Raw genomic sequence first — 22,210 nt, 5'->3', positions numbered from 1 at the left:
CGGCCGGGGGTGAGGCACGCCCCGACCTCCGGAAAGGCAGGAGTGACCATGCAGTACGTGAAGCTCGGATCAACGGGCCTGGACGTGTCCCGGATCTGCGTGGGATGCATGAGTTTCGGCATCCCGGACCGCGGTGTCCACGAGTGGACCCTCGGCGAGGAGGCGTCACGCGCGCTGATCCGGCAGGCCCTGGAGGCCGGGATCAACTTCTTCGACACGGCGAACGTCTACTCCGACGGCACGAGCGAGGAGATCACCGGCCGGGCGCTGGCCGATTTCGCCCGCCGCGACGAGGTCGTCCTCGCCACCAAGGTCAACGGTGCGATGCGGCAGGGTCCCAACGCGCACGGTCTGTCCCGCAAGGCGATCATGACGGAGATCGACAACAGCCTGCGCCGCCTCGGCACCGACCACGTCGACCTCTACCAGATCCACCGCTTCGACCCGAACACCCCGGTCGAGGAGACGATGGAGGCGCTGCACGACGTGGTCAAGGCGGGCAAGGCCCGCTACATCGGAGCCAGTTCGATGTACGCGTGGCAGTTCTCCAAGATGCAGTACACCGCCCGGCTGAACGGCTGGACCCGGTTCGTCTCCATGCAGAACCACTACAACCTCCTCTACCGCGAGGAGGAGCGCGAGATGCTGCCGCTCTGCGAGGACCTCGGCGTCGGGGTGCTGCCGTGGAGCCCGCTGGCCCGGGGCCGGCTGACCCGGGACTGGGACACCGGCACGGAGCGCAGCCGGACCGACGAGTTCGGCAAGAAGCTGTACCAGGAGGGCGGCCGCGCGATCGTGGACGCCGTCGCCCGGATCGCCGGCGAGCACGGGGTGCCGCGGGCCCGGGTCGCCCTCGCCTGGCTGCTGCGGCGCGACAGCGTCAGCGCCCCCGTCATCGGCGCCACGAAGCCCGGACACCTGACCGACGCGGTCGCCGCCCTCGGTGTGGACCTGACCGACAAGGACGCGGCGGAACTGGAGCGCCCGTACACGTCGCGCGATATCAGCGGGCACTGATCGCGCGGTCCGGCGGCGCCGCTGACCGTACCGGCCTGCGGGGCGCCGCTGACCGTGCCGGCCTGCGGGCCGTTGCCGGTGGGCGGTGCTCAACCGACGCGCGGGCCGCCCTCCGTGCGCGCTTCCGCGGCGGTGTGCGGTGCGAGTGAACCCGATACCACCAGGTCCGCGTGATCGCGGGTCGTGGCGATCAGGTCGGCGTTGCGCTGGTCCGTACCGTGTGCCCAGGCCACGGCCGTCTCGTGGTCCTTGCCGAACCGTTCGTGGCGGGCGACGAGCCGCCCGACGCGCTCCGCCTCGTCCAGCTCGCAGAACCACACCTCGTCCAGGTACGTCCGCACCCGGGCCCAGTCCCCGTCCCGCACCAGCAGGTAGTTCCCCTCGGTGACCACCAGCCGGGCGGTACGGGGGACCGGTACGGCCCCCGCGATCGGCTGCTCCAGGACCCGTTCGAAGCCCGGCGCGTACACGACGTCGTCCTCGTCCTCCCGCAGCCGGCGCAGCAGCGCCGCGTACCCCGCCGCGTCGAACGTGTCGGGCGCGCCCTTGCGCTGTCTGCGGCCCAGCCGGTCCAGCTCGACGTCCGCGAGATGGAACCCGTCCATGGGCACCTGCGCCGCCCAGGGCTCGCCGTCCCCGTTCAGCGCCCGGACCAGGTGCCCGGCGAGCGTGCTCTTGCCGGCGCCCGGGCCGCCGGCGATGCCCAGCAGGGCCCGCCGGCCCGGACGGACGAGCGCCGCCGCCCGCTTCAGCAGATCGTCGAAGGTCATGGACCGAGCATGCCGCACGCAGGCCGAAGCCCGTCGCCCGGTTGCCGCCGGTCACCCCGGTCGGCGTCGCCGCACGGCGACCCGCCGTGTGGTGCGCGCCACTTGATGGCCGGCCGTGAGCGGGGAACATTTCCCCCATGACAGAGCTCGGTCTACCAAAAGCAATCCAGGCCTGCCTCTTCGACCTCGACGGCGTCATCACCAAGACCGCCGTGGTCCACGCGGCCGCGTGGAAGCGTACCTTCGACGCCTTCCTGCGCCGGCGTGACGGCGCGGGCTTCCGCCCCTTCGACAAGGTCGCCGACTACGACGAGTACGTCGACGGACGCCCCCGCGCGGACGGCGTCCGCTCCTTCCTCGCCTCGCGCTCCATCGAGCTGCCCGAGGGCAAGCCCGACGACCCGCCGGACCGCGACACCGTGCACGGCCTCGGCAACCGCAAGAACGACCTGCTGCTGGAACTCGTCCGCACCGACGGGGTCGAGGCGTACGACGGCACGCTGCGCTACATCGAGGCCGTCCGGTCGCACGGCCTGCGCACCGCCGTCGTCTCCTCCAGCGCCAACTGCCGCGACGTCCTGCGGGCGGTCGGCGCCGAGGACCTCTTCGACGTCCGCATCGACGGCGTCGTCGCCGCCGAACGGCGACTGCCCGGCAAGCCGCGCCCGGACACCTTCCTCGCCGCCGCCCGTGACCTCGGCGTCGACGCCCCGGCCGCCGCCGTCTTCGAGGACGCCCTGGCCGGGATGGACGCGGGCCGCTCAGGACACTTCGGGTACGTCGTCGGGGTCGACCGCGTCGGCCAGGCGGACGCCCTGCGCGCCCACGGCGCCGACGTCGTCGTGAGCGACCTGTCCGAACTGCCGGAGCGGGGGGAGCGCCGGTGATCACCCACACCTCGTACGCCGTCGAGCCCTGGGTGCTGCGCGAGCACGTGCTGCATCTCGGCGTACTGCCGCAGAGCGAGTCGGTGTTCGCGCTGTCCAACGGGCACGTCGGCTGGCGCGGCAACCTGGACGAGGGCGAGCCGCACGGGCTGCCCGGCTCCTATCTCAACGGCGTCCACGAGACCCACCCGCTGCCCTACGCCGAGGCGGGCTACGGCTATCCGGAGTCCGGACAGACCGTCATCAACATCACCAACGGCAAGGTGATCCGGCTGCTCGTGGACGACGAGCCGTTCGATCTGCGCTACGGCACGCTGCGCTCCCACGAGCGCGTGCTCGACCTGCGGACCGGGCTGCTCACCCGGACCTGCGAGTGGACGTCACCGGCCGGCACGACCGTCCGGATCCGCTCCACCCGCCTGGTCTCCTTCACCCAGCGGGCGATCGCCGCCGTCGCCTACGAGGTGAAGGCGGTGGGCCGCGAGACCCGGATCGTCGTCCAGTCGGAGCTGGTCGCCAACGAACAGCTCCCGGAGCACGAGGGCGACCCGCGGGCGGCGACGGCCCTGAAGTCACCGCTGGCACCGGAGGAGCACTTCGCCTCCGGCAGCAGGCTGCGTCTGGTGCACCGCACCCGGCGCAGCGGCCAGCGGGTCGGCGCCGCCGCCGACCACACCGTCACCGGACCCGACGGGACCACCCTGGACAGCGAGAGCAACGACGACCTCGCCCGGCTCACCGTCGCCTCCGTGCTCGCGCCCGGACAGACGCTGCGCGTGGAGAAGTTCGTCTCCTACGGCTGGTCGGGCGTGCGGTCGCTGCCCGCCGTCAGCGACCAGGTCGACGCGGCCCTCGCGGCCGCCGTCCGGGTGGGCTGGCAGGGCCTCGCCGACGAACAGCGCGCCTACCTGGACGACTTCTGGGCCCGCGCCGACGTCGAGGTGGACGGCGACGAGGAGATACAGCAGGCGGTCCGCTTCGCCCTCTTCCACGTGCTCCAGGCCGGCGCCCGCGCCGAGCAGCGCGCCATACCGGCCAAGGGACTCACCGGCTCCGGCTACGACGGACACGCGTTCTGGGACACCGAGACCTTCGTCCTGCCGCTGCTCATGTACACCTCACCCAAGGCGGTGGCCGAGGCGCTGCGCTGGCGGCAGAAGACCCTGCCCGCCGCCCGGGAGCGCGCCGTCCAGCTCGGCCTGCGCGGCGCCGCGTTCCCCTGGCGGACCATCACCGGCTCGGAGGGCTCGGCGTACTGGCCGGCCGGCACCGCCGCGTTCCACGTCAACGCCGACATCGCCGACGCCGTGGTCCGCTACACCGCCGCCACCGGCGACTGGCGCTTCGAACGCGACACCGGTGTGGAGCTCCTGGTGGAGACCGCCCGGCTGTGGCGGTCCCTCGGCCACCACGACCACCGGGGCGGCTTCCACATCGACGGGGTGACCGGGCCCGACGAGTACAGCGCCATAGCCGACGACAACACGTACACCAACCTGATGGCCCGGACGAACCTGCTGGCCGCCGCCGACGCGGTCGAGCGGCACCCCCGGCAGGCCGCCGCGCTCGGCGTGGACGACGAGGAGAGCGCGGCCTGGCGCGACGCCGCCGAGGCCATGCACGTCCCCTACAACGACGAACTGGGCGTCCACGAACAGCACGCCGGGTTCACCCGCTACCAGCCCTGGGACTTCGCCCGCACCGGCCCGGACCAGTACCCGCTGATGCTGCACTTCCCCTACTTCGACCTCTACCGCAAGCAGGTCGTCAAACAGGCGGACCTGGTCCTGGCCATGTACAAGTGCGGCCACTGGTTCGACGAGGAGACCAAGGCCCGCAACTTCGCGTACTACGAACCGCTCACCGTCCGCGACTCCTCGCTGTCCGCCTGCGTCCAGGCGGTCGTCGCCGCCGAGACCGGCCATCCGCACCTCGCCTACGACTACCTCCTCGAGGCGGCGCTGATGGACCTGGAGGACCTGGAGCACAACACCCGCGACGGACTGCACATCGCCTCGCTCGCCGGTACCTGGACGGCACTGGTCGCCGGGTTCGGCGGGCTGCGTCACCACGGGGAGAGCATCGAGTTCGCCCCCCGGCTGCCGGAGCGGTTCAGCCGGCTCGCCTTCAGCCTCCAGGTGCTCGGCCGCTGCCTGCGCGTGGAGATCAAACCGGCCACCGCCGGCTACACCCTGCTCAGCGGCGACCCGCTGACCGTCCACCACTACGGCGAACCGCTCACGGTGGACGCCGACAAACCGCACCTGCGCGACATCCCGCGGGCCCGGCAGCGCACGGCCCCCGACCAGCCGCCGCACCGCCGCCCCAACGCCCGGGTCCCGGGCCCCGCCGACCGGAGGTGACGGGCCCGTGCCTATGCTTCCCGGATGCGCAGCGTCCTCGTCGTCGGTATCAGCGGAGCGGGGAAGTCGACCCTGGCCGGTGCCCTCGCGCGGCGGCTCGGGCTGCCGCACCACGAGATGGACGCGCTGTACTTCACCGGCCCCGGCTGGGCCGTGAACGAGGACTTCGCAGCGGAGGTCGGGCGCCTCACCGGCGCGCCGGGCTGGATCATCGACTCGCTCGGCTACCCCGAGGTGCGGGACCTGCTGTGGGAGCGCGCCGACACCGTGCTCTGGCTGGACTACCCGCGACGCGTCGTCATGCCCCGGATCCTGCGCCGGTCGCTGCGCCGGACCCTGCTGCGCGAGCGGGTCTTCGGCGGTAACCGGGAGACCCTGGCCGACTGGTTCCGCCCGCACCATCCCGCCCGGTGGGCCTGGTCCCAGCACGCGGCCCGGCGCGCCGAGATCCACCGGCGCGCCCACGACCCGCGCTTCGCCCCGCTGACGGTCCTGCGCTTTCGCACACCGGCCGAGACCGAGGCGTGGCTGCGCCGGCGGTAGACCCCGGCGCGGACGTCAGCCGCCGAAGAGCTGGGTCCAGTACGTGCCCGCCGGGCCGCCGCCCGCGAAGCCGACGCCTATGTGCGTGAACGCGGGCTTCAGGATGTTGGCCCGGTGCCCTGGGCTGTCCATCCAGCCGCGGACGACCTCGGCGGGGGAGCGCTGGCCGCACGCGATGTTCTCCCCGACCGAACGGTGCGTGGACCCGGCCGCGGCCGCCCGGTGCCAGGGCTCGCGGCCGTCGGGCGAGGTGTGCGAGTAGAAGGCGCGGGCGATCATGTCGGCGCTGTGCGCCTGCGCCGCCGTGGTGAGCCGGGCGTCGGCGGTCAGCGGGGGCAGGCCCGCCGCCGCCCGCTCCGCGTTGGTGAGCGCGACGACGTCCGCGGCCGTCCGCGCCAGTCCCTCGGCGGTGAGGGGCGCGGCCCACAGCGCCGTCCAGAAGACATCGCCCGAGCGCGGGTCGGGGGCGTGCCCCAGACCGGCGTGGCGGAACACCGGATCGCACAGCGTGCGCCGGGGCCGCTCCTCGGTCAGGCAGTACCGCACGAACTCGGCGGGGGTGCGCGGCCCCGACACCAGGTGCTCGCCCACCGTCAGATACGCGTATCCGCTCGCGGTGACCCGCTGGTGGACGGAGACACCGTCGGGCCCCTCCGCGGCCAGCCGCCCGGCGGCGGCCATCGCGGCGGCGTGCGCCCCGGCCGCCGCCGTCAGCCGGGCGTCCAGGAGAACCGGCGGCGCCCCGGCCGCCGCCCGCGCGGAGTTCACCTCGGCGGCGAAGCCGTCGGGATCACCGCCCCCGGACGCCGCACGGGCGGAGCCCGGTGACGGCGGCGCACCCGCGGACGGCACGGATACCGGCCCGCCCCCGAACGGCCCGGAGGCCGCACCGCCCGCGTGACGTCCGGAGGCCGCACCACCCGCTGTCGGTCCGGAGGCCGCACCGCCCGCGTAGCGCCCGGAGGCCGGGCCACCTGCTGTCGGTCCGGAGGCCGCACCGCCCGCGTAGCGCCCGGAGGCCGGGCCTCCCGCGGACGGCCCGGAGGCCGCACCGCCCGCGTGACGTCCGGAGGCCGCACCGCCCGCTGTCGGTCCGGAGGCCGCACCGCCCGCTGTCGGTCCGGAGGCCGCACCGCCCCCGTAGAGCCCGGATGTCACACCCCCCGCCATCGGCCCAGCGGCCGCACCTCCCCCCGTCCGCCCCGACGCCCCGCCTCCCGACGTCGGCTCCTCCGTCACCTCGATGCCGAAGTCGCGGGCCACGCCCGCGAGTCCGTCCGCGTAGCCCTGGCCCAGGGCGCGCAGTTTCCAGCCCGTGCCGCGCCGGTAGACCTCGGCGAGCAGCAGTACGGTCTCGCGCTGCGGGCGGGGCGGGGCGAACCGGGCGAGGGCCCGTCCGCCGGGACCCGTCACGGTCAGGACGGGCGCGGGCAGCCGGCCGAGCGGGGTGCCGGGGTCGGCCGGGCTGACGACCAGGGTGACCCGGCCGGCGCCCGGCCGCAGCGCGGACGGATCGACGCTCAGCCCGTCGCCGCGCAGCCGGACACCGGGCGCGGCGGGCTGGTTGTAGAAGACGAAGTCGCCGTCGCCGCGCACCTTCCCGCCGTCGTCGGTGACGAGCGCGGAGACGTCGAAGGGGCCCGGCACCCGGAAGGTCAGGGTGCCGGACGGAAGGGGCGTGTTGCCCCCGGGAACCAGCTCGTTCATCGCGCCGCCCGTCGCCGTACAGGGTCCTTGCCGCCCCGGACCGCGGTGGCCGGCGGACCGGCCCCCGGCGCCACGGGCCGTCAGTCGGACAACGCGCGGTCCTTGTGCCGGGGTTCCCCGGACGGCACGCCGGTGCGCAGCGACCTGAGGGCGAGCAGCAGGACCCCGATGTCGTCCAGGTAGACGGGGTCGGGCAGCAGATCGGCCGGCAGCACCAGATAGGCGATGGCGCCCCAGAAGACCCAGCGGGACCCGGCCGGGAGTCCGGCCCGGCGCAGGTCGCGCCGGGTGCGCACGAGCCGGACCAGTACGGCGAGCGCCCCCGCGAGTACGGCCACCGCGAGGATCGCGGCGATCACGACCAGCGTCCATGCCGTGGAGTCCATGTCGGTGTCCTAGTCCTAGTCGTCGTGACCGTGCTCGTGGTCGTCCTGTCCGTGCCGGGTCCCGGTCGCTCGCTTACCCGCGCCGGAGCCGATCAGGCCGTCCGGCGGCGGGTAGAGCCAGAGCCGGAGCAGACGGCTGAGCGACGGCATGATCACGTACGTCAGCAGCGGCAGCAGGAGCACCGGGAAGACGAGGGAGCGCAGCGGCAGCGGCCACGCGGCCGTGCGCGGGGTCACCAGCCACTGGATCAGCAGCACGCACGGGAAGGCGCCGAGGAACGTGGTGAGGACCATCTTCCAGCGGGCGGGCGCCCGTACCGAGGTGCCCGGCAGGCTGAACCAGGTCTCCATGCCCGTGGTCGACTGGCGTTCGCTGCTGACCTCCCTGGCGATGCCCTCGATCTTCGCGTGCCACTCGGCGCGCTCGGGGGAGCGGAGCCACTCGGTGAGCCGCCCCGGGTCGGCGAAGCGCAGTACCACGTGGAAGCGGTGGCTGTCCTCGGGCCGCAGCCACGAGACGCCCTCGTTCCCGGTGAACTGCCGCGCGCAGCGGGTGATCCCGTGCGTCCACTCCTCGAACTCGCCCTCGTGGCCCGGGCGCACCTGCCAGGTGAGGACGGTCGTGATGGGCTCGCCCCGCTGCTCGTCCGTGGTGCTCATGACCACATCGTGTGCCACACCCGGCACACTTCATGCTCCGACGCGCGCCCGCCGCCCGTACGCCGGGGCGGCCCGGTCAGTGGGAGCGGGCGGCGGCCCCGTCGGCGAGGGCCTGGCTCACCGCCCTGATGCTGCGGGCGATGTACTGGAGCTGCGCGACCTCGGCGGCGTACATCTTGATGGTGTGCTCGATGACGGACTCGGACAGGCCGAGGGCGGGCAGCTCCGCCCGGGCGGTCCTGAGCGCCGTCCGCGCCACCCGTACCTCGTGCTCGACCTGTATCTGCGCGTGCCGGGCGAGCAGCACGGGGTGGCGGATCAGCGCGGGGTAGCTGGCGTAGCGGGCCGGCACCAGTTCGCGCAGCCACTTGGCCGCCGACCTCTCCCAGTCGTAGCTGCCCGGGTTCTTGACCTGGCACGGCCAGTCAGAGCTGATGGGCGAGTAAGTCAGGGCCATGTCCATCGCTTCCGGGTGTGTCTCTCGGTTCACCGTCATGACCCCGGCGGTGAAGTCGCGGTCACGATCCGCAACGAGTATTTATATATGCCGCTGAATAATCAAGAACATGAAAACTTTCACCCTCAGTCCCTGAGGAAGAACTGCTGCTCCTCCGCGACCTGCTCGTACTCCTCGAGGCGGGCCTGGGTGCGCTCGGGGTCGGCGTCCGTCATCGCCTGGAGCAGCGCGGCGGACATCAGCACGGGCGCGGCGTAGGAGTCGAAGACCAGCCGGGAGCCGGTCCCGGTGGCGAAGACGACATCGGCCTCGTCGGCGAGCGGGCCGAGCGCCAGGTCGGTCACCAGCGCCACCCGCAGCCCGGCGCCGCGCGCCACCCGCACCGCGGCCAGCGTCTCCTGCGCGTGCCGGGGCATGTCGAAGGCCAGCACCCAGTCCCCGCCCGCCGCCCGCGACTGGAGCAGCGCGTCGGAGGCCACGCTGCCGCCCCGGGTGACCAGCCGCACGTCGGGGTGGATACGCCGCGCGGCGTAGGCGAAGTACTCGGCGAGCGAGGCGGAGATCCGCAGGCCCAGCACCGTCAGCGGCGCCGACGCGGACAGCGCGCGTCCGACGGCGATGATCCGGTCGGGGTCGGCGAAGTCCCGCCGCAGGTTCTCCAGGTTGTCGATCTCGGCGTCGACGGCGGCCTGGAGCTCGTTGCTGCGCAGTTGCGCGGCGGTGCCGGGGGTGCTGCCGAGCGTGGCGAGCGCGATGGCCTGGAGTCTCTCGCGCAGCGCCGGGTAGCCGCTGAAGCCGACCGCCGCCGCGAAGCGGGTCACCGACGGCTGGCTGACGCCCACCCGCTCGGCGAGGTCGGTGATGGACAGGAACGCGGCCTCGGTGATGTTCTCGATCAGGTACTGGGCGATGCGCCGCTGACCGGGTGAGAGCCGGGGGCCGTCGAAGAGCTCCCGGAGCTGGGAGGGCGGGGCCGCGCCCGCCTCCGGGGCCGTCTTTCCCGAGGTGATCGCAGATGCCTGCGCACGGGCCTGCTGCGGCGATGGCACCGAGGCGCCTCCTTCACGTCCCACAGGGCTCAACATAGCCCACGGCCGTGCTGACCAGGGGCGTATCGCGGGCGGTGGCCACGGGCGGCCGTTTCACCACCGGTCGCGGGGTACCCGGCAGGCAACCAACGGCTCGCCTGTGCGCAGGTGAGAGTGAGGAGTGTCCATGACTACGTCTCCGCTGTCCGCGTCGCAGGTCCAGGTGGTGCTCAGCGACTGCTCCGCGGCCGACGCCGGGAGCCTGTTCGCCGTGCTGTGCAGCCGCTTCTCCTCGGACCGGTGCGCCGAGGACGAACCCCACGAGGCCAAGGAGGACCGGCCCACGGTGTGGACCGGGACCTTCGACACGGCCGGTGAGCAGAAGAGCGATCCGGTCCCGTCCGCCGGGCTCTCGCGGGCGGTGACGGCCGACCTCCAGGGCTCGCCGCTGGCCGTGCACCATGTCCGGGAGATCCTGACGCGGGCGTTCACGGTGCACGAGCTGGGCGAGGACGCGGGCGACCAGGAAGTCGAGCTTCAACTGCGTCTGGAGGGGAAGCCGGTTCACCAGACACAGTCCGCGTGAACCTGGGGGTGGCCGTATGAACACGGGGGTGGCGATGCGCGGGGGCCGGCTCAGGGCCCGTCGTGCGGCGAGGGGATCGGCGGTCGAGGCCGCCGCGAGGGCCGGACTGACCGCGCGGGGCGTGATCTACCTGCTGGTCGGTGTCCTGGCGTTGCAGATCGCCTTCGGCGAGAGCCGCCGGGAGGCCGACCGCAGTGGCGCCCTCCAGGAGATATCGGACAAGCCCTTCGGCGCGGTCGTGCTGTGGGCGCTGGGCCTGGGCCTGGTGGGCATGGCGCTGTGGCGGCTGTCCGAAGCTGTCTTCGGCGCGGCCGGTAAGAACGGCCGCTCCTGGCGCAAGCGGCTGACGGCGGCGGCCCGCTGCGTCTTCTACGCGTTCACGGCCTACTCCGTGCTGTCCTTCGCGGCGGGCGCGGGCGGCGGCGAGTCCAGCGACAGCCAGTCCCGCGACATCACCGCGAAGGCGCTCCAGGCCCCCGCGGGGCAGTGGCTCGTGGGCGCGGCCGGAGCGGGCATCGTGCTCGGCGGCGTGTGGATCGCAGGACGGGCCGCGCTGCGCAAGTACCGCGACAAGATGAAGACGGGCGAGATGTCCCGGCCGGTGCGGCGCGCGGTCGACGTCACGGGCGTGGGCGGCGGCGTGGCCCGCGGGGTGCTGTTCGCGGTGGCCGGGGCCTTCGCGGTACAGGCGGCCGTGGATTACGAGCCCGGCAAGGCCAAGGGCATGGACGACACCCTGCGGTCGTTCTCCGAGACCCCGGCGGGGCCCTGGCTGCTGGTGCTGATCGCGGCGGGCCTGGTGTTGTTCGGGCTGTTCTCCTTCGCGATGGCGCGCTGGCGCAGGGTGTGACCGGGGGCGGTCCGCGAGGATGTCAGACTGACGCCATGAACGAGCGTGAATTCGGCAGGTCAGGGCAGCGGGCGTCGGTCGTCGGGCTCGGCACCTGGCAGTTGGGTGCGGACTGGGGCGACGTCGGGGAACGGGACGCGCTGGCCGTACTGGAGGCGGCGGCCGAGTCGGGGGTGACGTTCTTCGACACGGCCGACGTGTACGGCGACGGCCGCAGCGAGCAGACCATCGCCACCTTCCTGCGCGGCAGGCCCGATCTGGACGTGACGGTCGCGACCAAGATGGGCCGCCGGGCCGACCAGCTCCCGGAGAACTACGTCCTGGACAACTTCCGCGCCTGGAACGACCGTTCCCGCCGCAACCTGGGCGTGGACCGGATCGACCTGGTGCAGCTCCACTGCCCGCCGACCCCGGTGTACTCCTCCGGCGAGGTCTACGACGCCCTGGACACCCTGGTCGAGGAGGAGCGCGTCGCCGCCTACGGCGTGAGCGTCGAGACCTGCGACGAGGCGCTGACGGCGATCGCCCGGCCGAACGTGGCCAGCGTCCAGATCATCCTCAACCCCTTCCGCATGAAGCCGCTGCGCGAGGTCCTGCCGGCGGCGGCCGAGGCCGGGGTCGGCGTCATCGCGCGCGTACCGCTCGCCTCGGGGCTGCTGTCGGGCAAGTACACCAAGGACACGGTCTTCGGCGAGAACGACCACCGGACGTTCAACCGGCACGGCGAGGCGTTCGACCAGGGGGAGACCTTCTCCGGCGTCGACTTCGCCACCGGCGTCGAGGCGGCGGCCGAGTTCTCCGCACTCGCCCCCGAGGGCTTCACCCCCGCCCAACTGGCTTTGCGCTGGATCGTCCAGCAGCCGGGCGTCACCACGGTGATCCCGGGCGCCCGCTCGCCGGAGCAGGCCCGCGCCAACGCGGCGGCCGCGACGCTGCCCGACCTGTCCCGGCAGACCCTGGACGCGATCCAGGACCTCTACGACCGCAGGATCAAGGAACAGGTCGAGACCCGCTGGTAGTCCCGCCGGGCCCGGTCCGCCCGCGACGCCCCGCAGTCGTCCGCTCACGACAATTTCCGCCCGGCCGGTGGAGCAATCCCCGGCCTGAGGAAAAGGAGTGGACACTGCGGGGCACTTCTGTATTCCGGATCTGCGGTCCGCGCTTCGATGACAATGCGGCGACCGCTCTTGGCTCTCCGTCATCCCGGTTATGGCGCTGCGTAACTCCGGTCTCGGCTCTGCGTAACGGCAATCCTGGCGTTGCGTAACGCCGCTCTCCGCTTTCCGTGACTTCTTCCCTGACTGTGTGTCATTCCGATCTCTGCAATGCGTAACTCCGCGCCCCCTTCTCTCTGTTGGAGGGGGAGCCGTGCGGCGCACCGTTCATCGCGCCTTCATCATCCGGATGCGTCGCCCTGCCAACGGACCCGGTGCACACGCGCGTTGACTGCGCAACATCCGGCTCTGTGAAAACACTCATGTCGTTTTCATGGACTCGTTACTCCGGAAGGGAACCTTCCTCCATATCAACTGCGTTCTTGACACGAAGGGCGTTGCAGCGGCCGTTTTCGGGGGACTTGCTGTGATGGCCTTCACTCTGATGTGTCAGAAAGTAATGAATTGCTTACAAGGGCCACACGTACCGGTGTGCGTAAGGGCATTGTCAGACCCACGGGAGGTTCCTCGTGCGACCATTCACGCTCGACTACGCCTTGACCACGGGGCAAACGGCCGCGTTGCCTCCGTATCACTTCGATGCCGCCTTGCAGCTCAATGTGCTGCCGGACGGCCGGCCGGCCGTGAGCGACCGTGCCCTGCTGCTCGCCGCGGGGACCACGACGTCCACAGCCGGTTCCGCGACCCACTTCGACGACTGACGGACCGTACGCACGATGACGGTTCTCGTCCTCACCGCCGAGCAGGACGTCACCGCCGACATGGTGGTGGCGGAACTGAACTCGCGCGGCGTTCCCGTGGTGCGCCTGGACCCCGCGGACATCCCCGGCAAAGCGGTGCTCTCGGCCGACTACGCCCACGGTGACTTCGACGGCCATCTGTCCGTCAACGGTCACGTGCTGAGCATGGCCGGGCTGCGCTCCGTCTGGGTGCGGCGGCCGGGCGTGCCCGCGGCCCACGCGGCACAGCCGTCGCCGTGGCTGACCGCGGAGACCCGCCAGGCGCTCTTCGGAATGCTCTACTCCGCCGCCACCCGGTGGATGAACCATCCCGGCAGCGCCGAGCAGGCCCGCCACAAGCCGTGGCAGCTCAGGGTCGCCCACCTCAGCGGCTTCGCCGTGCCGCCGACCGTCGTCACGACCGCTCCGCGGGTGGCGGAGCAGTTCGTCCAGGAGCACCGGCAGGTGGTGGTCAAGTCGGCGTCGGGGCCACCGCCCGGCGAGCCCGCGGTGGCCCTGCCGACCACGCTGATCGGCCCCGGCACCGACTTCGGCGGCGTCGCCGCGGGACCCGCACTGCTCCAGCGGTACATCCCCAAGCGCGCCGACATCCGGCTCACCTGCGTCGGCTCCCGGCTGTTCGCCGCGCGCAAGACCGCCGCACCGGGCCAGATCGACGGACGGTACGGCGAGACGGGCCACCACTGGGAGGCGGTCCGGGCCCCCGACCGCATCGCCGGGTCGGTCCAGCAGTACATGTCCTTCACCCAACTGGCCTACGCCGCCTTCGACTTCGCCGAGGACGACGACGGCCTGTGGTGGTTCCTGGAGTGCAACCAGGGCGGGCAGTTCGGCTTCGTCGAACTGGAGACGGGCCAGCCCATCGCCGAGGCGGTGGCGCTCTGGCTCGCCCACCGCGGGCCCGGTCATCCGGTGCCCGCCTCGAACGAGCGCAGGTAGACGTCCAGGGCGCGCCGGTTGCGGGCGTCGTCCCACTCGTCGGCGGGGGTGGTCCAGCGGAAGGAGAACCCCCGCCCGGGGCCGACGAGGAAACCGCGCCCGAGGGTCTGATCGCGGACCCCGCCGGGCCCGGTGGCCAGCCACTCCATGTCGGCCGCCGGGAGACCGCGGTAGGCGACGGAGCGGATCTCGCCCACCCGCTCGTAACGGTCCGACGCCCGGCGCAGTGACGGCTCCAGCTCCTGCCAGACCTGTACGGGGTCGGGCCCCAGCCGCTCGCTGTAGGTGATGGCCAGCCTGCGCGGGTCGCCGGAGGCGCCGAAGGTGACGCGGTAGGAGACGTCGGGGGACCCGTCGCGCTCGACCGGCCCCCACCCGTCGGGCAGCGCGACCGAGAAGCCCTCGAGCGCCGCGTAGACATGGAACCCGGACGGCAGCCCCTGGCCACCGGAGGACGACGCGGAGGGGGCGGGCGAGGACGCGGAGGGCGAGGGCGAGCGGGAGGGCGCGGGCGAGGGGGTGGCGGACAGGGACGCGGACGCGGCCGGTCCGCGGGACGGCCTGAGCGGCACCGGGGCCGAGGCGGAGGCGCCGTCGTCCGAGTCCGGGGTGGTCAGTGCGAGCACGGCGAGCGACGCCCCGACCACGGCGAGCGCCGTCCCGAGCAGCGCGGGTCGGCCCACCGTCCGTCTGCCCCACACCCGGCCCCTGCGCCGGGCCGCGGCGTACGCGTCGCGCAGCGGCGCCGCGTGCCTCGCCCCCGCCGGGTCCTCGCGCAGGATGCGGCCGAGGGCCGCCCGTACCACCGGCTCGGTCAGCCGCTCCCGCGGGTCGCGGCGCAACAGGCCCTGTACGGCCGGGCCGAGCGGTCCTGCGTTCGCCGGGGCCGGGACGGGCGACCGACCGACCGCGCGCAGGGTCTCCGGGACCGTCCCCCAGTCCTCGACCGGCGGCCGGCCCTCGACCATCGTGTAGAGGATCGCGCCGAGCGCCCACAGATCGGTCTCGGGACCGGCGGCCTCCCCGCGGGCCTGCTCCGGCGAGGCGTACGAGGGGGCTGTCGCGCGCGGGGACGAACCGGTGGCGCGCAGCCCGAAGCCGGCCACCACCACCTCGCCGTCCGGGCGCAGGAACACCTGGCCGGGGCTGAGGTCGCCATGGGTGATCCCCTCGCGGTGGGCGGCCGCGAGCACGTCGAGCAGGCCGAGCCCGATCCGCGCCGCCCGCACCGGGTCGACCGGGCCGAGCCGCAGCAGATCGCTCAGCGGAGCGCCCTCGATCCGCTCCAGCACCGTCCACAGCGCCCCGTCGTCCTCGACGACGTCGACGACCGTGGTGACCCGTCCGGGGCAGAGCCGGCCCATCGCCTCGGAGCGGCGCATGATCCGCCCCGCGGCCCGGCGCGGACTCTCGCCCGGGGCGCGCACCGTCGCCGCCCGCGACTCGACCAGCGAGACCGGCCGCTGGTACGGCACGTCCTGGCCGAGCCAGCAGGCCCGGCCCTCCTCCCGGTGCACCACCCGCTGCGGCCAGTACCGCCCGGCGACCAACACCTGTGCGGCGTGCTGCCCTTCGGCTGTGGCGCGTTGCCCTTCGGCCATCTCATCCCTCGCTGCTGCGCACCGGTGACTCGCGGTCCCCCGCATATACGGCGAGCGTGACGACAGATGTTCAACGTCTACGCGAATTGCGCCGCGGTTTTTCTCCGGTGCCGCCCGCGCCGGGCGGGGCGCTCGCGCCGGGCCGGTCAGGAGGGCGCGGTCAGCCAGGCGCGGGCCGCGGCGACGAGGGCGCCGACGCCGGTGGTGAGGGTGGGCTCGATGACGGGGGCGAAGTGCGGGGAGTGGTTGGACGGCAGCCCGCGGGCGACCCGCGCCAGCGCGTCGTGGTCCCCGGCGCCGGCGAACGTCTGGGGGTCGGCGCCGCCGAGGAGCCAGTAGACGCAGGGGCAGTCCGCGGCGGTGGCGAGGACGCCGACGTCCTCGCTGCCGGTGACGGGGCCCGGGTCGACGACGAGCCCGGGGCCGAGCGCGTCGGCGAGGGCCCGCTCGACCCGGGAGGCGGCCCCGGGGTCGTTGACCACGGCGGGGAAGGACTCGGTGACGGTGATCTCGGGGTCGCACGGCGCGCCCGAGGCCGCGGCCTCCGCCCGGACCACGCGGGCGACGGCGGCCAGCACGCCGTCGCGTACGGCCGGGTCGAAGGTGCGGACGCTGAGCCGGAGTTCGGCCCGGTCCGGGATGATGTTCCCGCGGGTGCCCGCGTGCAGGGCGCCGACCGTCACGACGGCCGTCGCGTGGCCGGCCACCTCGCGGGAGACGATGCCCTGGAGCCGCATGACGGTGGCCGCCGCCATGAGGACCGGATCGACGGTCGCCTCCGGCCGCGAGCCGTGTCCGCCGCGGCCGTGCAGTACGACGGTCAGCGAGTCGGAGGCGGCGAAGGCGGGGCCCCGGCGCAGCCCGAGGAATCCGGCGGGCAGCGGGGAGACGTGCTGGCCGAGGACGACGGCGGGACGGTCGAACCGGTCGTACAGGCCGTCGTCGACCATGGCAGCGGCGCCGTTGCCGTTCTCCTCGGCGGGCTGGAAGACCAGCAGCAGGGTGCCCCGCCAGCCGGACCGGTCCGCCGCCAGTGCGGCGGCGGCGCCCAGCAGGCAGGTGACGTGCACGTCGTGGCCGCAGGCGTGCATCAGGGGGACCTCCGAGCCGTCCCGGTCGGTGCCGGTGGCGGTGCTCGCGTAGGGCAGGCCGGTCCGCTCCCGTACGGGCAGGGCGTCCATGTCGGCGCGCAGCAGGACGGTGGGCCCGTCGCCGTTGCGCAGCACGCCCACGACTCCGGTCCGCCCGACCCCGGTGGTGGTCTCGTACCCCAGCGCGCGGAGCCGGTCGGCGACGATCCCGGCCGTGCGGGTCTCCTGGAAGCCGAGTTCGGGGTGGGCGTGGAGGTCGCGGTAGACGGACGCCAGGTCCGTCGCGGTGTCGGCTGCCGCCATGGTGTGTTCTCCGCCTTCGCACTCGGGCCCGGGACCTGCCCGGACGAATGGTCCGTCTCGCTGCGTTCCTTCATGATCTACCACTGATCGCGAGGAAAGCCGGGTTCGCGTGCGCGGCCCGGTGGCCCGGCGGAGCGCTCGGGACCTACTCGGGCAGCGCCCCTATGTACGACTCGGCGAAGGCGGCGCCCGCGCCGGGGGAGCCGAGGAGCCGGCGCAGCCGGGCCGTCGCCGCGCCCGCGCGGAACGGGTCGCCGGACGAGGGCCCGTGCAGCATCTCGCCGAACCACTGGGAGAACTCCTGGTACTCCCACACCCGGCGCAGACAGGCCGCCGAGTAGCCGCGCAGCCCGCTCTCGTCGCCCTTGTGCCGCTCGGCGACGATCGCGTCGGCCAGCAGCAGGGCGTCGTGCAGCGCCAGGTTCATGCCCTTGGCGGCGATCGGCGCCACCAGGTGCGCCGAGTCGCCCGCCAGGTACAGCCGCCCGTACGACATCGGCTCGACGACGTAGTTGTGCATGTCGAGCACCCGCTTCTCGATCAGCGGGCCCTCGGTGAGCGGCGGGGCCCCGGTGACGGCCAGCCGGGCGCGCAGCTCGCTCCAGACGCGTTCGTGCGGCCAGTTCTCCGGGTCGTCGCCGCGCGGGCATTGCAGGTAGTACCGGGTGACCTGCGGGCTGCGCGCCATGTGGGCGGCGAAGCCGCGGGCGTGTATGCCGAACACCACGCAGTCCGAGGACGGCGGCGCCTCGGCGAGCAGCGCCAGCCAGCCGACGCCGTAGTCGAACCGGGCGACGGGCGCGTGCCCGGCAGGCAGGTAGTCGCGGGTGACCCCGCGAGCCCCGTCGCAGCCCGCGACGAGGTCGCACGCGATCCGCCGCCGCTGCCCGGTGTCCGGATCCGTGTACGACACCGCGGGCTCCGCGCCGTCGACGCCGTGCAGGGTCACGTCGCGCACGCCGAAGCGGACGTCGCCGCGCTTGACGTCCGCGTACTCCCGTACGAGGTCCGTGACCAGCAGCGGCTGCGGGTAGACGAAGTGCCGGTCCCCGGTGAGCGCGGCGTACTCGAACCGATGCCGCTCGCCGGCGAACCGGAACTCGCACTCGTGGTGCGCCTCGGCCCGCGCCACCAGCCGGTCGGCGAGCCCGCGCCCGTGCAGCGCGCGCACCGCCCACTCCTCGAGGAAGCCCGCGCGCGGCCGCCGCTCGATGAACGTACGGCTCTCGGTCTCCAGGACCACGCAGTCGACGGCGGCCGAGCGCAGCACGTTGGCGAGGGTGAGGCCCGCCGGTCCCGCGCCGACGACGACCACGGGCACACGCTCGGCGGGGCTGGGTGCGGGGGTGGCGGTCACCGCACCATTATGTCCGTGACCGCTCAAGTGGCCACCTTCCGGGCCGAGTTGATCCAAGCGGCCGTGCAGGTCCGGACGCCGGGCGCCGCCGGTCCCCGGGGGTTCAGGCGAAAGCCTTGCGCAGGGCGGGCAGCAGGGTCTTCTCGGACCAGTCGAGGAACGGGTACTGGGCGTCGCCGCCGATCTGCACCAGGGCGACCTCGGTGAACCCGGCCTCCGCGTACGGCCGTACGGCCTCGACGAAGGCGTCCGGGTCGTCGCCGCAGGGGATCGCCTCCGCGACGTCCTCGGGCCTGACGAACTGGGTGGCACCGGCGAAGGAGTTCGGGTGCGGCAGCTCGGAGTTGACCTTCCAGCCGTTGCCGAACCAGCGGAACTGGTCGTGCGCGCGGCGGACGGCGGCCTCGCGGTCCGTGTCGTAGCAGACGGGCAGCTGGCCGACGCGCGGCTTGCCCTGACCGCCGTGCCGGTCGAAGGACTCCAGCAGCTCCGGCTTGGGTTCGGTGGCGATGACGAGGTCGGCGAGCCGGCCCGCCAGCGAGCAGGACTGTTCGCCGGAGACCGCGATGCCGATGGGCGGCGGCTGGTCGGGGAGGTCCCACAGCTTGGCCGACTCCACGTCGAAGTGCGTCCCGCGGTGATTGACGTGGCCGCCCCCGAACAGGCCCCGGATGATGTCGACGGCCTCCTCCAGCATCTCGTGCCGGACGTCCGCCGTCGGCCAACCGCCGCCCACCACATGCTCGTTGAGGTTCTCACCGGCGCCGAGCCCCAGCCGGAACCGGCCCTCCGAGAGCAGCTGCACCGTCGCCGCCTTCTGCGCCACCACGGCCGGGTGGTAGCGGAAGGTCGGGCAGGTGACGTACGTCATCAGCGGGATCCGCGAGGTGGCGTGCGCGGCGGCGCCCAGCACACTCCACGCGTACGGCGAATGGCCCTGCGACTGGAGCCAGGGGAAGTAGTGGTCCGACATCACCGAGAAGTCGAAGCCGGTCTGCTCCGCCCGCACCACATGGTCGACCAGGTCACGCGGACCGGCCTGCTCCGTCATCATCGTGTATCCGATTTGCACCATACGGACACGGGTCCCCGATCCGATCTTCCGGAAACCGTGGTGATCGCCCGTACGGTCCCCTCCGACCGGCCGTGCCGGGCCGGAGGGCTCCCCGCACGGCTGCTCGGCGGGCGGCCGTGACACGGGGAACGCGGAGAGGGAAAGATGGCGCATGCACGTGAGACCGGTGCCGCGGTCGAGTCGCCGGCCCGCCGGTCCCGCTCCCGAGCCGCCCCGGAGGCCGCCCCATGAGTGCCCGCCCGTTGCCCGTCAGCACACCCGCCGCGCAGGGCGTGGACGCCTCGGGCGTCCACGCGTTCCTCGACGCGGTCGAGGCCGCCCCGGACATCGAGCCGCACAGCCTCATGATCCTGCGGCACGGCCGGCTCGTCGCCTCCGGCTGGTGGGCGCCGTACACGGAGGGGCGCGCGCACCTGCTCTACTCACTGAGCAAGTCCTTCACCTCCACGGCCGCCGGATTCGCCGTCGCGGAAGGGCTGCTGGACCTCGACGCGCCCGTCCTGTCGTATTTCCCCGAGTTCGCCGACGACATCGTCGACCCGCGCAGCCGGGCGATGCTCGTGCGGCACGTCGCGGCCATGGCCAGCGGACATCTCGCGGAGACCTTCGACACGGCGATCCGCAACGACCGCGAGCGGCCCGTGCGCGGCTTCCTGCTGATCCCGCCGGACCGCGACCCGGGCACCGTCTTCGCCTACAACCAGCCCGCCACCTACTCGCTCGCCGCGATCGTCCAGCGCCGCAGCGGGCAGGCCCTGACCGACTATCTGCGCCCGCGGCTGTTCGACCCGCTCGGCATCGGCGAGGTCGCCTGGCACCAGCACCCGCGCGGCAGCGACCTCGGCTTCAGCGGTCTGCACGCCACCACGGACGCGGTGGCCCGGCTGGGACAGCTGTATCTGCGGAAGGGGGTGTGGGAGGGGCGGCAACTGCTGTCGTCCGAGTGGGTCGCCGAGGCCACCCGCCCCCACATCGCCACGTCGGACGGTCCGGTGGCGGCCTGGGGACCCGACGCGCGGCGCGGTTACGGCTTCCAGTTCTGGATGTCCCGGCACGGCTATCGCGGCGACGGCGCCTACGGCCAGCTCTGTCTTGTCCTGCCGGAGCAGGACGCGGTGATCGCCCTCACGTCCGCCACCGGACAGTCGCAGGAACTGCTGAACCTGGTCTGGCGCCATCTGCTCCCCGCGTTCACCGCCGCGCCGCTCGGCGGCGAGGGCGACGACGGCCTGCGGCGGCGGCTGGCGGAGCTGGCGCTGCCGCCGCTGACGGCGCCGGCCGGGCCGCCCGCGGACGCCGCCGCGTGGCGGGGCGCCCGCTTCACCCCGGCGGCGGACCCCGGCCCGGACGCGCCGCGGCGGCTCGCGGAGGTGGGGCTCGCGGCCGGCGCGGAGGGCTGGACGCTGACGCTGCACGAGAAGGACACGCGTTTCGACCTGCCGTTCGGCCCGTCCGGCTGGACCACCGCCGAGGGCACCGTCCCGATGGCCGTGACCGCGGGCTGGACCGACGCCGGCACCCTGCGCGCCGACATCGTCTTCCTGGAGACACCGCACCGGCTCTCCGTGACCTGCTCGCTCGCCGCCGGTACGTTCACGGCGCGCTGGCACACCACACCCCTGCGCGGCAGCACGCTCGGCTCCCTGTATGCGCCGTTCCCCGGCCGGGTGCCCTCGTCCGTGTGACGGCGGTCCGTGTGACGGCGGCAGGTATGGCGGGCCGGCGGCCGGGTAGTCGCCGATGATCGAAAAGGGGTGACGCGAAGTGACCCGGACCCGCCGTCACGGCAGTGGAGTGTGCTGATGGAGCTGAACCTCGAAGGACGGACCGCGCTCGTCACCGGTTCGACACAAGGGATCGGGGCGGCGATCGCGCTGGGCCTGGCCCGCGCCGGCGCCCGCGTCGGCGTCAACGGCCGCAGCCGGTCCCGGGTGGAGGAGGCGGTCGCCCACCTCGCCGTGGACGACCCGCGGGCGCAATTCGTCCCGGTGGTCGCCGACCTCGCCACCGAGGAGGGCACCGAGCAGGCCGTCGCGGCCCTGCCCGACGTGGACATTCTCGTCAACAACCTGGGCATCTTCGGCGCCCAACCGGCGCTGGAGATCACCGACGACGAATGGCGCCGCTACTTCGAGGTGAACGTCCTCGCTGCGGTGCGCCTGACCCGCGCCTACCTGCCGGGCATGAAGGAGCGCGGCTGGGGCCGGATCCAGTACATCGCGAGCGACTCCGCGGTGGTGATCCCGGCCGAGATGATCCATTACGGCGTCTCCAAGACGGCGCTGCTCGCGGTGGGCCGCGGCTTCGCCAAGGAGGCCGCGGGCACGGGCGTCACGGTCAACTCCGTCATCGCGGGCCCCACGCACACGGGCGGCGTGGAGGACTTCGTCTACGAGCTGGTCGACCGCGAGCTGCCCTGGGACGAGGCGCAGCGCGTCTTCATGCGCGAGCACCGGCCGCAGTCGCTGCTCCAGCGGCTGATCGAGCCCGAGGAGATCGCCAACCTCGTCGTCTACCTCAGCTCGGACCAGGCGTCGGCGACGACCGGGGGCGCGGTCCGCACCATGTGGTGCAGACCGCGCTCACCGGTCGAGCCGATGTACATGCCAGGGCGCTTGCGCACCGCATCCAGGCCTTCGAGGACCTGGATGTTGCTGGCGGTGTACTGGTTGTTC

The 22,210-nt window shown here is 73.3% G+C and carries 20 protein-coding genes and 1 pseudogene; 11 read left to right on the top strand and 10 right to left on the bottom strand.

Going from position 1 to position 22,210, the window contains the following annotated elements; all coding sequences use genetic code 11:
- The first annotated feature begins 48 nt into the window (after positions 1-48).
- Positions 49-1,017 (top strand): aldo/keto reductase, encoded by a 969-nt coding sequence (locus tag ACFV6E_RS30395; protein WP_385465931.1) that lies wholly within the window; start codon positions 49-51, stop codon positions 1,015-1,017.
- Positions 1,018-1,106: 89 nt separating this feature from the next.
- Here ACFV6E_RS30395 and ACFV6E_RS30390 read toward each other — a convergent pair whose 3' ends face one another.
- Positions 1,107-1,787: a nucleoside/nucleotide kinase family protein gene (locus ACFV6E_RS30390; RefSeq protein ID WP_385465928.1), complete on the bottom strand. Its 681-nt coding sequence runs from the start codon at positions 1,785-1,787 to the stop codon at positions 1,107-1,109.
- 137 nt (positions 1,788-1,924) lie between these two features.
- Here ACFV6E_RS30390 and ACFV6E_RS30385 point away from each other — a divergent pair, with 137 nt between their 5' ends.
- From ACFV6E_RS30385 to ACFV6E_RS30375, 3 genes are read left to right on the top strand one after another with little or no spacing between them, the layout of a single operon-like run.
- The gene (locus ACFV6E_RS30385; RefSeq protein ID WP_385168018.1) at positions 1,925-2,674 is read left to right on the top strand and encodes a beta-phosphoglucomutase family hydrolase; all 750 of its coding nucleotides are present in this window, start codon (positions 1,925-1,927) and stop codon (positions 2,672-2,674) included.
- Positions 2,671-5,037, top strand: coding sequence for a glycoside hydrolase family 65 protein (locus tag ACFV6E_RS30380; RefSeq protein ID WP_385465925.1), 2,367 nt, complete (start codon positions 2,671-2,673; stop codon positions 5,035-5,037). Before ACFV6E_RS30385 ends, ACFV6E_RS30380 begins: the two co-directional genes overlap by 4 nt.
- Positions 5,038-5,061: 24 nt before the next feature.
- Positions 5,062-5,580, top strand: a complete 519-nt coding sequence (locus ACFV6E_RS30375; protein WP_385168015.1) for an adenylate kinase — start codon at positions 5,062-5,064, stop codon at positions 5,578-5,580.
- A gap of 15 nt (positions 5,581-5,595) precedes the next feature.
- Here ACFV6E_RS30375 and ACFV6E_RS30370 read toward each other — a convergent pair whose 3' ends face one another.
- The 5 genes from ACFV6E_RS30370 to ACFV6E_RS30350 form a co-directional block, all read right to left on the bottom strand.
- Entirely contained in the window at positions 5,596-7,287 is a 1,692-nt protein-coding gene (locus ACFV6E_RS30370) for a CAP domain-containing protein (protein WP_385465922.1), read from the bottom strand.
- Between the two features lie 80 nt (positions 7,288-7,367).
- Positions 7,368-7,673 (bottom strand): YkvA family protein, encoded by a 306-nt coding sequence (locus ACFV6E_RS30365; protein WP_385168012.1) that lies wholly within the window; start codon positions 7,671-7,673, stop codon positions 7,368-7,370.
- A gap of 15 nt (positions 7,674-7,688) precedes the next feature.
- Positions 7,689-8,333 carry an antibiotic biosynthesis monooxygenase gene (locus ACFV6E_RS30360; protein ID WP_385465919.1) on the bottom strand — a complete coding sequence of 215 codons (645 nt, stop codon included), beginning with the start codon at positions 8,331-8,333 and terminating at the stop codon, positions 7,689-7,691.
- A gap of 76 nt (positions 8,334-8,409) precedes the next feature.
- Positions 8,410-8,790, bottom strand: coding sequence for a hypothetical protein (locus ACFV6E_RS30355; protein ID WP_385466002.1), 381 nt, complete (start codon positions 8,788-8,790; stop codon positions 8,410-8,412).
- 125 nt (positions 8,791-8,915) lie between these two features.
- Positions 8,916-9,839, bottom strand: coding sequence for a MurR/RpiR family transcriptional regulator (locus tag ACFV6E_RS30350; RefSeq protein WP_385168009.1), 924 nt, complete (start codon positions 9,837-9,839; stop codon positions 8,916-8,918).
- 166 nt (positions 9,840-10,005) lie between these two features.
- On the opposite strand from ACFV6E_RS30350, the gene ACFV6E_RS30345 reads away from it, so the two are divergent.
- From ACFV6E_RS30345 to tgmB, 5 genes are all read left to right on the top strand, one after another.
- Entirely contained in the window at positions 10,006-10,404 is a 399-nt protein-coding gene (locus ACFV6E_RS30345) for a hypothetical protein (protein ID WP_385168007.1), read from the top strand.
- Between the two features lie 16 nt (positions 10,405-10,420).
- Entirely contained in the window at positions 10,421-11,254 is an 834-nt protein-coding gene (locus tag ACFV6E_RS30340; protein WP_385465916.1) for a DUF1206 domain-containing protein, read from the top strand.
- Between the two features lie 35 nt (positions 11,255-11,289).
- Entirely contained in the window at positions 11,290-12,273 is a 984-nt protein-coding gene (locus ACFV6E_RS30335; RefSeq protein ID WP_385168003.1) for an aldo/keto reductase, read from the top strand.
- A gap of 665 nt (positions 12,274-12,938) precedes the next feature.
- Positions 12,939-13,130, top strand: coding sequence for a putative ATP-grasp-modified RiPP (gene tgmA / locus ACFV6E_RS30330; protein ID WP_385168001.1), 192 nt, complete (start codon positions 12,939-12,941; stop codon positions 13,128-13,130).
- A 15-nt stretch (positions 13,131-13,145) separates the two neighbouring features.
- On the top strand, positions 13,146-14,108 hold the full coding sequence (tgmB, locus tag ACFV6E_RS30325; RefSeq protein ID WP_385167999.1) for an ATP-grasp ribosomal peptide maturase: 963 nt from the start codon (positions 13,146-13,148) through the stop codon (positions 14,106-14,108).
- Here the strand turns inward: tgmB and ACFV6E_RS30320 are convergent.
- The 4 genes from ACFV6E_RS30320 to ACFV6E_RS30305 form a co-directional block, all read right to left on the bottom strand.
- Complete coding sequence (locus ACFV6E_RS30320) at positions 14,075-15,709, bottom strand: serine/threonine-protein kinase (RefSeq protein ID WP_385465913.1); 1,635 nt, start codon at positions 15,707-15,709, stop codon at positions 14,075-14,077. The two genes, tgmB and ACFV6E_RS30320, sit on opposite strands and share 34 nt — an antisense overlap.
- 146 nt (positions 15,710-15,855) lie before the next feature.
- Positions 15,856-17,103, bottom strand: coding sequence for an amidohydrolase (locus tag ACFV6E_RS30315; RefSeq protein ID WP_385167996.1), 1,248 nt, complete (start codon positions 17,101-17,103; stop codon positions 15,856-15,858).
- Between the two features lie 145 nt (positions 17,104-17,248).
- Positions 17,249-18,460 (bottom strand): 4-hydroxybenzoate 3-monooxygenase, encoded by a 1,212-nt coding sequence (locus ACFV6E_RS30310; protein WP_385167994.1) that lies wholly within the window; start codon positions 18,458-18,460, stop codon positions 17,249-17,251.
- Positions 18,461-18,563: 103 nt separating this feature from the next.
- Positions 18,564-19,535 carry an LLM class F420-dependent oxidoreductase gene (locus ACFV6E_RS30305; RefSeq protein WP_385167992.1) on the bottom strand — a complete coding sequence of 324 codons (972 nt, stop codon included), beginning with the start codon at positions 19,533-19,535 and terminating at the stop codon, positions 18,564-18,566.
- 227 nt (positions 19,536-19,762) lie between these two features.
- Here ACFV6E_RS30305 and ACFV6E_RS30300 point away from each other — a divergent pair, with 227 nt between their 5' ends.
- The gene (locus ACFV6E_RS30300; RefSeq protein WP_385465910.1) at positions 19,763-21,220 is read left to right on the top strand and encodes a serine hydrolase domain-containing protein; all 1,458 of its coding nucleotides are present in this window, start codon (positions 19,763-19,765) and stop codon (positions 21,218-21,220) included.
- 117 nt (positions 21,221-21,337) lie between these two features.
- Positions 21,338-22,096: pseudogene (locus ACFV6E_RS30295) on the top strand (SDR family NAD(P)-dependent oxidoreductase); the annotation flags it as partial.
- Positions 22,097-22,210: the final 114 nt, after the last annotated feature.

The organism is Streptomyces sp. NPDC059785, from assembly GCF_042732375.1.
Classification (GTDB): Bacteria; Actinomycetota; Actinomycetes; order Streptomycetales; family Streptomycetaceae; genus Streptomyces.
Note: the sequence above shows the minus strand (reverse complement) of the source record. Positions and strands in the feature narration are given on the sequence as shown.

What these genes read in the sequence shown, in the direction of transcription:
- ACFV6E_RS30395 (WP_385465931.1), top strand. Translation starts at nt 49, where the DNA reads ATGCAGTACGTGAAGCTCGGATCAACGGGCCTGGACGTGTCCCGGATC.
- ACFV6E_RS30390 (WP_385465928.1), bottom strand. Translation starts at nt 1,787, where the DNA reads ATGACCTTCGACGATCTGCTGAAGCGGGCGGCGGCGCTCGTCCGTCCG.
- ACFV6E_RS30385 (WP_385168018.1), top strand. Translation starts at nt 1,925, where the DNA reads ATGACAGAGCTCGGTCTACCAAAAGCAATCCAGGCCTGCCTCTTCGAC.
- ACFV6E_RS30375 (WP_385168015.1), top strand. Translation starts at nt 5,062, where the DNA reads ATGCGCAGCGTCCTCGTCGTCGGTATCAGCGGAGCGGGGAAGTCGACC.
- ACFV6E_RS30370 (WP_385465922.1), bottom strand. Translation starts at nt 7,287, where the DNA reads ATGAACGAGCTGGTTCCCGGGGGCAACACGCCCCTTCCGTCCGGCACC.
- ACFV6E_RS30365 (WP_385168012.1), bottom strand. Translation starts at nt 7,673, where the DNA reads ATGGACTCCACGGCATGGACGCTGGTCGTGATCGCCGCGATCCTCGCG.
- ACFV6E_RS30360 (WP_385465919.1), bottom strand. Translation starts at nt 8,333, where the DNA reads ATGAGCACCACGGACGAGCAGCGGGGCGAGCCCATCACGACCGTCCTC.
- ACFV6E_RS30355 (WP_385466002.1), bottom strand. Translation starts at nt 8,790, where the DNA reads ATGGCCCTGACTTACTCGCCCATCAGCTCTGACTGGCCGTGCCAGGTC.
- ACFV6E_RS30345 (WP_385168007.1), top strand. Translation starts at nt 10,006, where the DNA reads ATGACTACGTCTCCGCTGTCCGCGTCGCAGGTCCAGGTGGTGCTCAGC.
- ACFV6E_RS30340 (WP_385465916.1), top strand. Translation starts at nt 10,421, where the DNA reads ATGAACACGGGGGTGGCGATGCGCGGGGGCCGGCTCAGGGCCCGTCGT.
- ACFV6E_RS30335 (WP_385168003.1), top strand. Translation starts at nt 11,290, where the DNA reads ATGAACGAGCGTGAATTCGGCAGGTCAGGGCAGCGGGCGTCGGTCGTC.
- tgmB (WP_385167999.1), top strand. Translation starts at nt 13,146, where the DNA reads ATGACGGTTCTCGTCCTCACCGCCGAGCAGGACGTCACCGCCGACATG.
- ACFV6E_RS30320 (WP_385465913.1), bottom strand. Translation starts at nt 15,709, where the DNA reads ATGGCCGAAGGGCAACGCGCCACAGCCGAAGGGCAGCACGCCGCACAG.
- ACFV6E_RS30315 (WP_385167996.1), bottom strand. Translation starts at nt 17,103, where the DNA reads ATGGCGGCAGCCGACACCGCGACGGACCTGGCGTCCGTCTACCGCGAC.
- ACFV6E_RS30305 (WP_385167992.1), bottom strand. Translation starts at nt 19,535, where the DNA reads ATGGTGCAAATCGGATACACGATGATGACGGAGCAGGCCGGTCCGCGT.
- ACFV6E_RS30300 (WP_385465910.1), top strand. Translation starts at nt 19,763, where the DNA reads ATGAGTGCCCGCCCGTTGCCCGTCAGCACACCCGCCGCGCAGGGCGTG.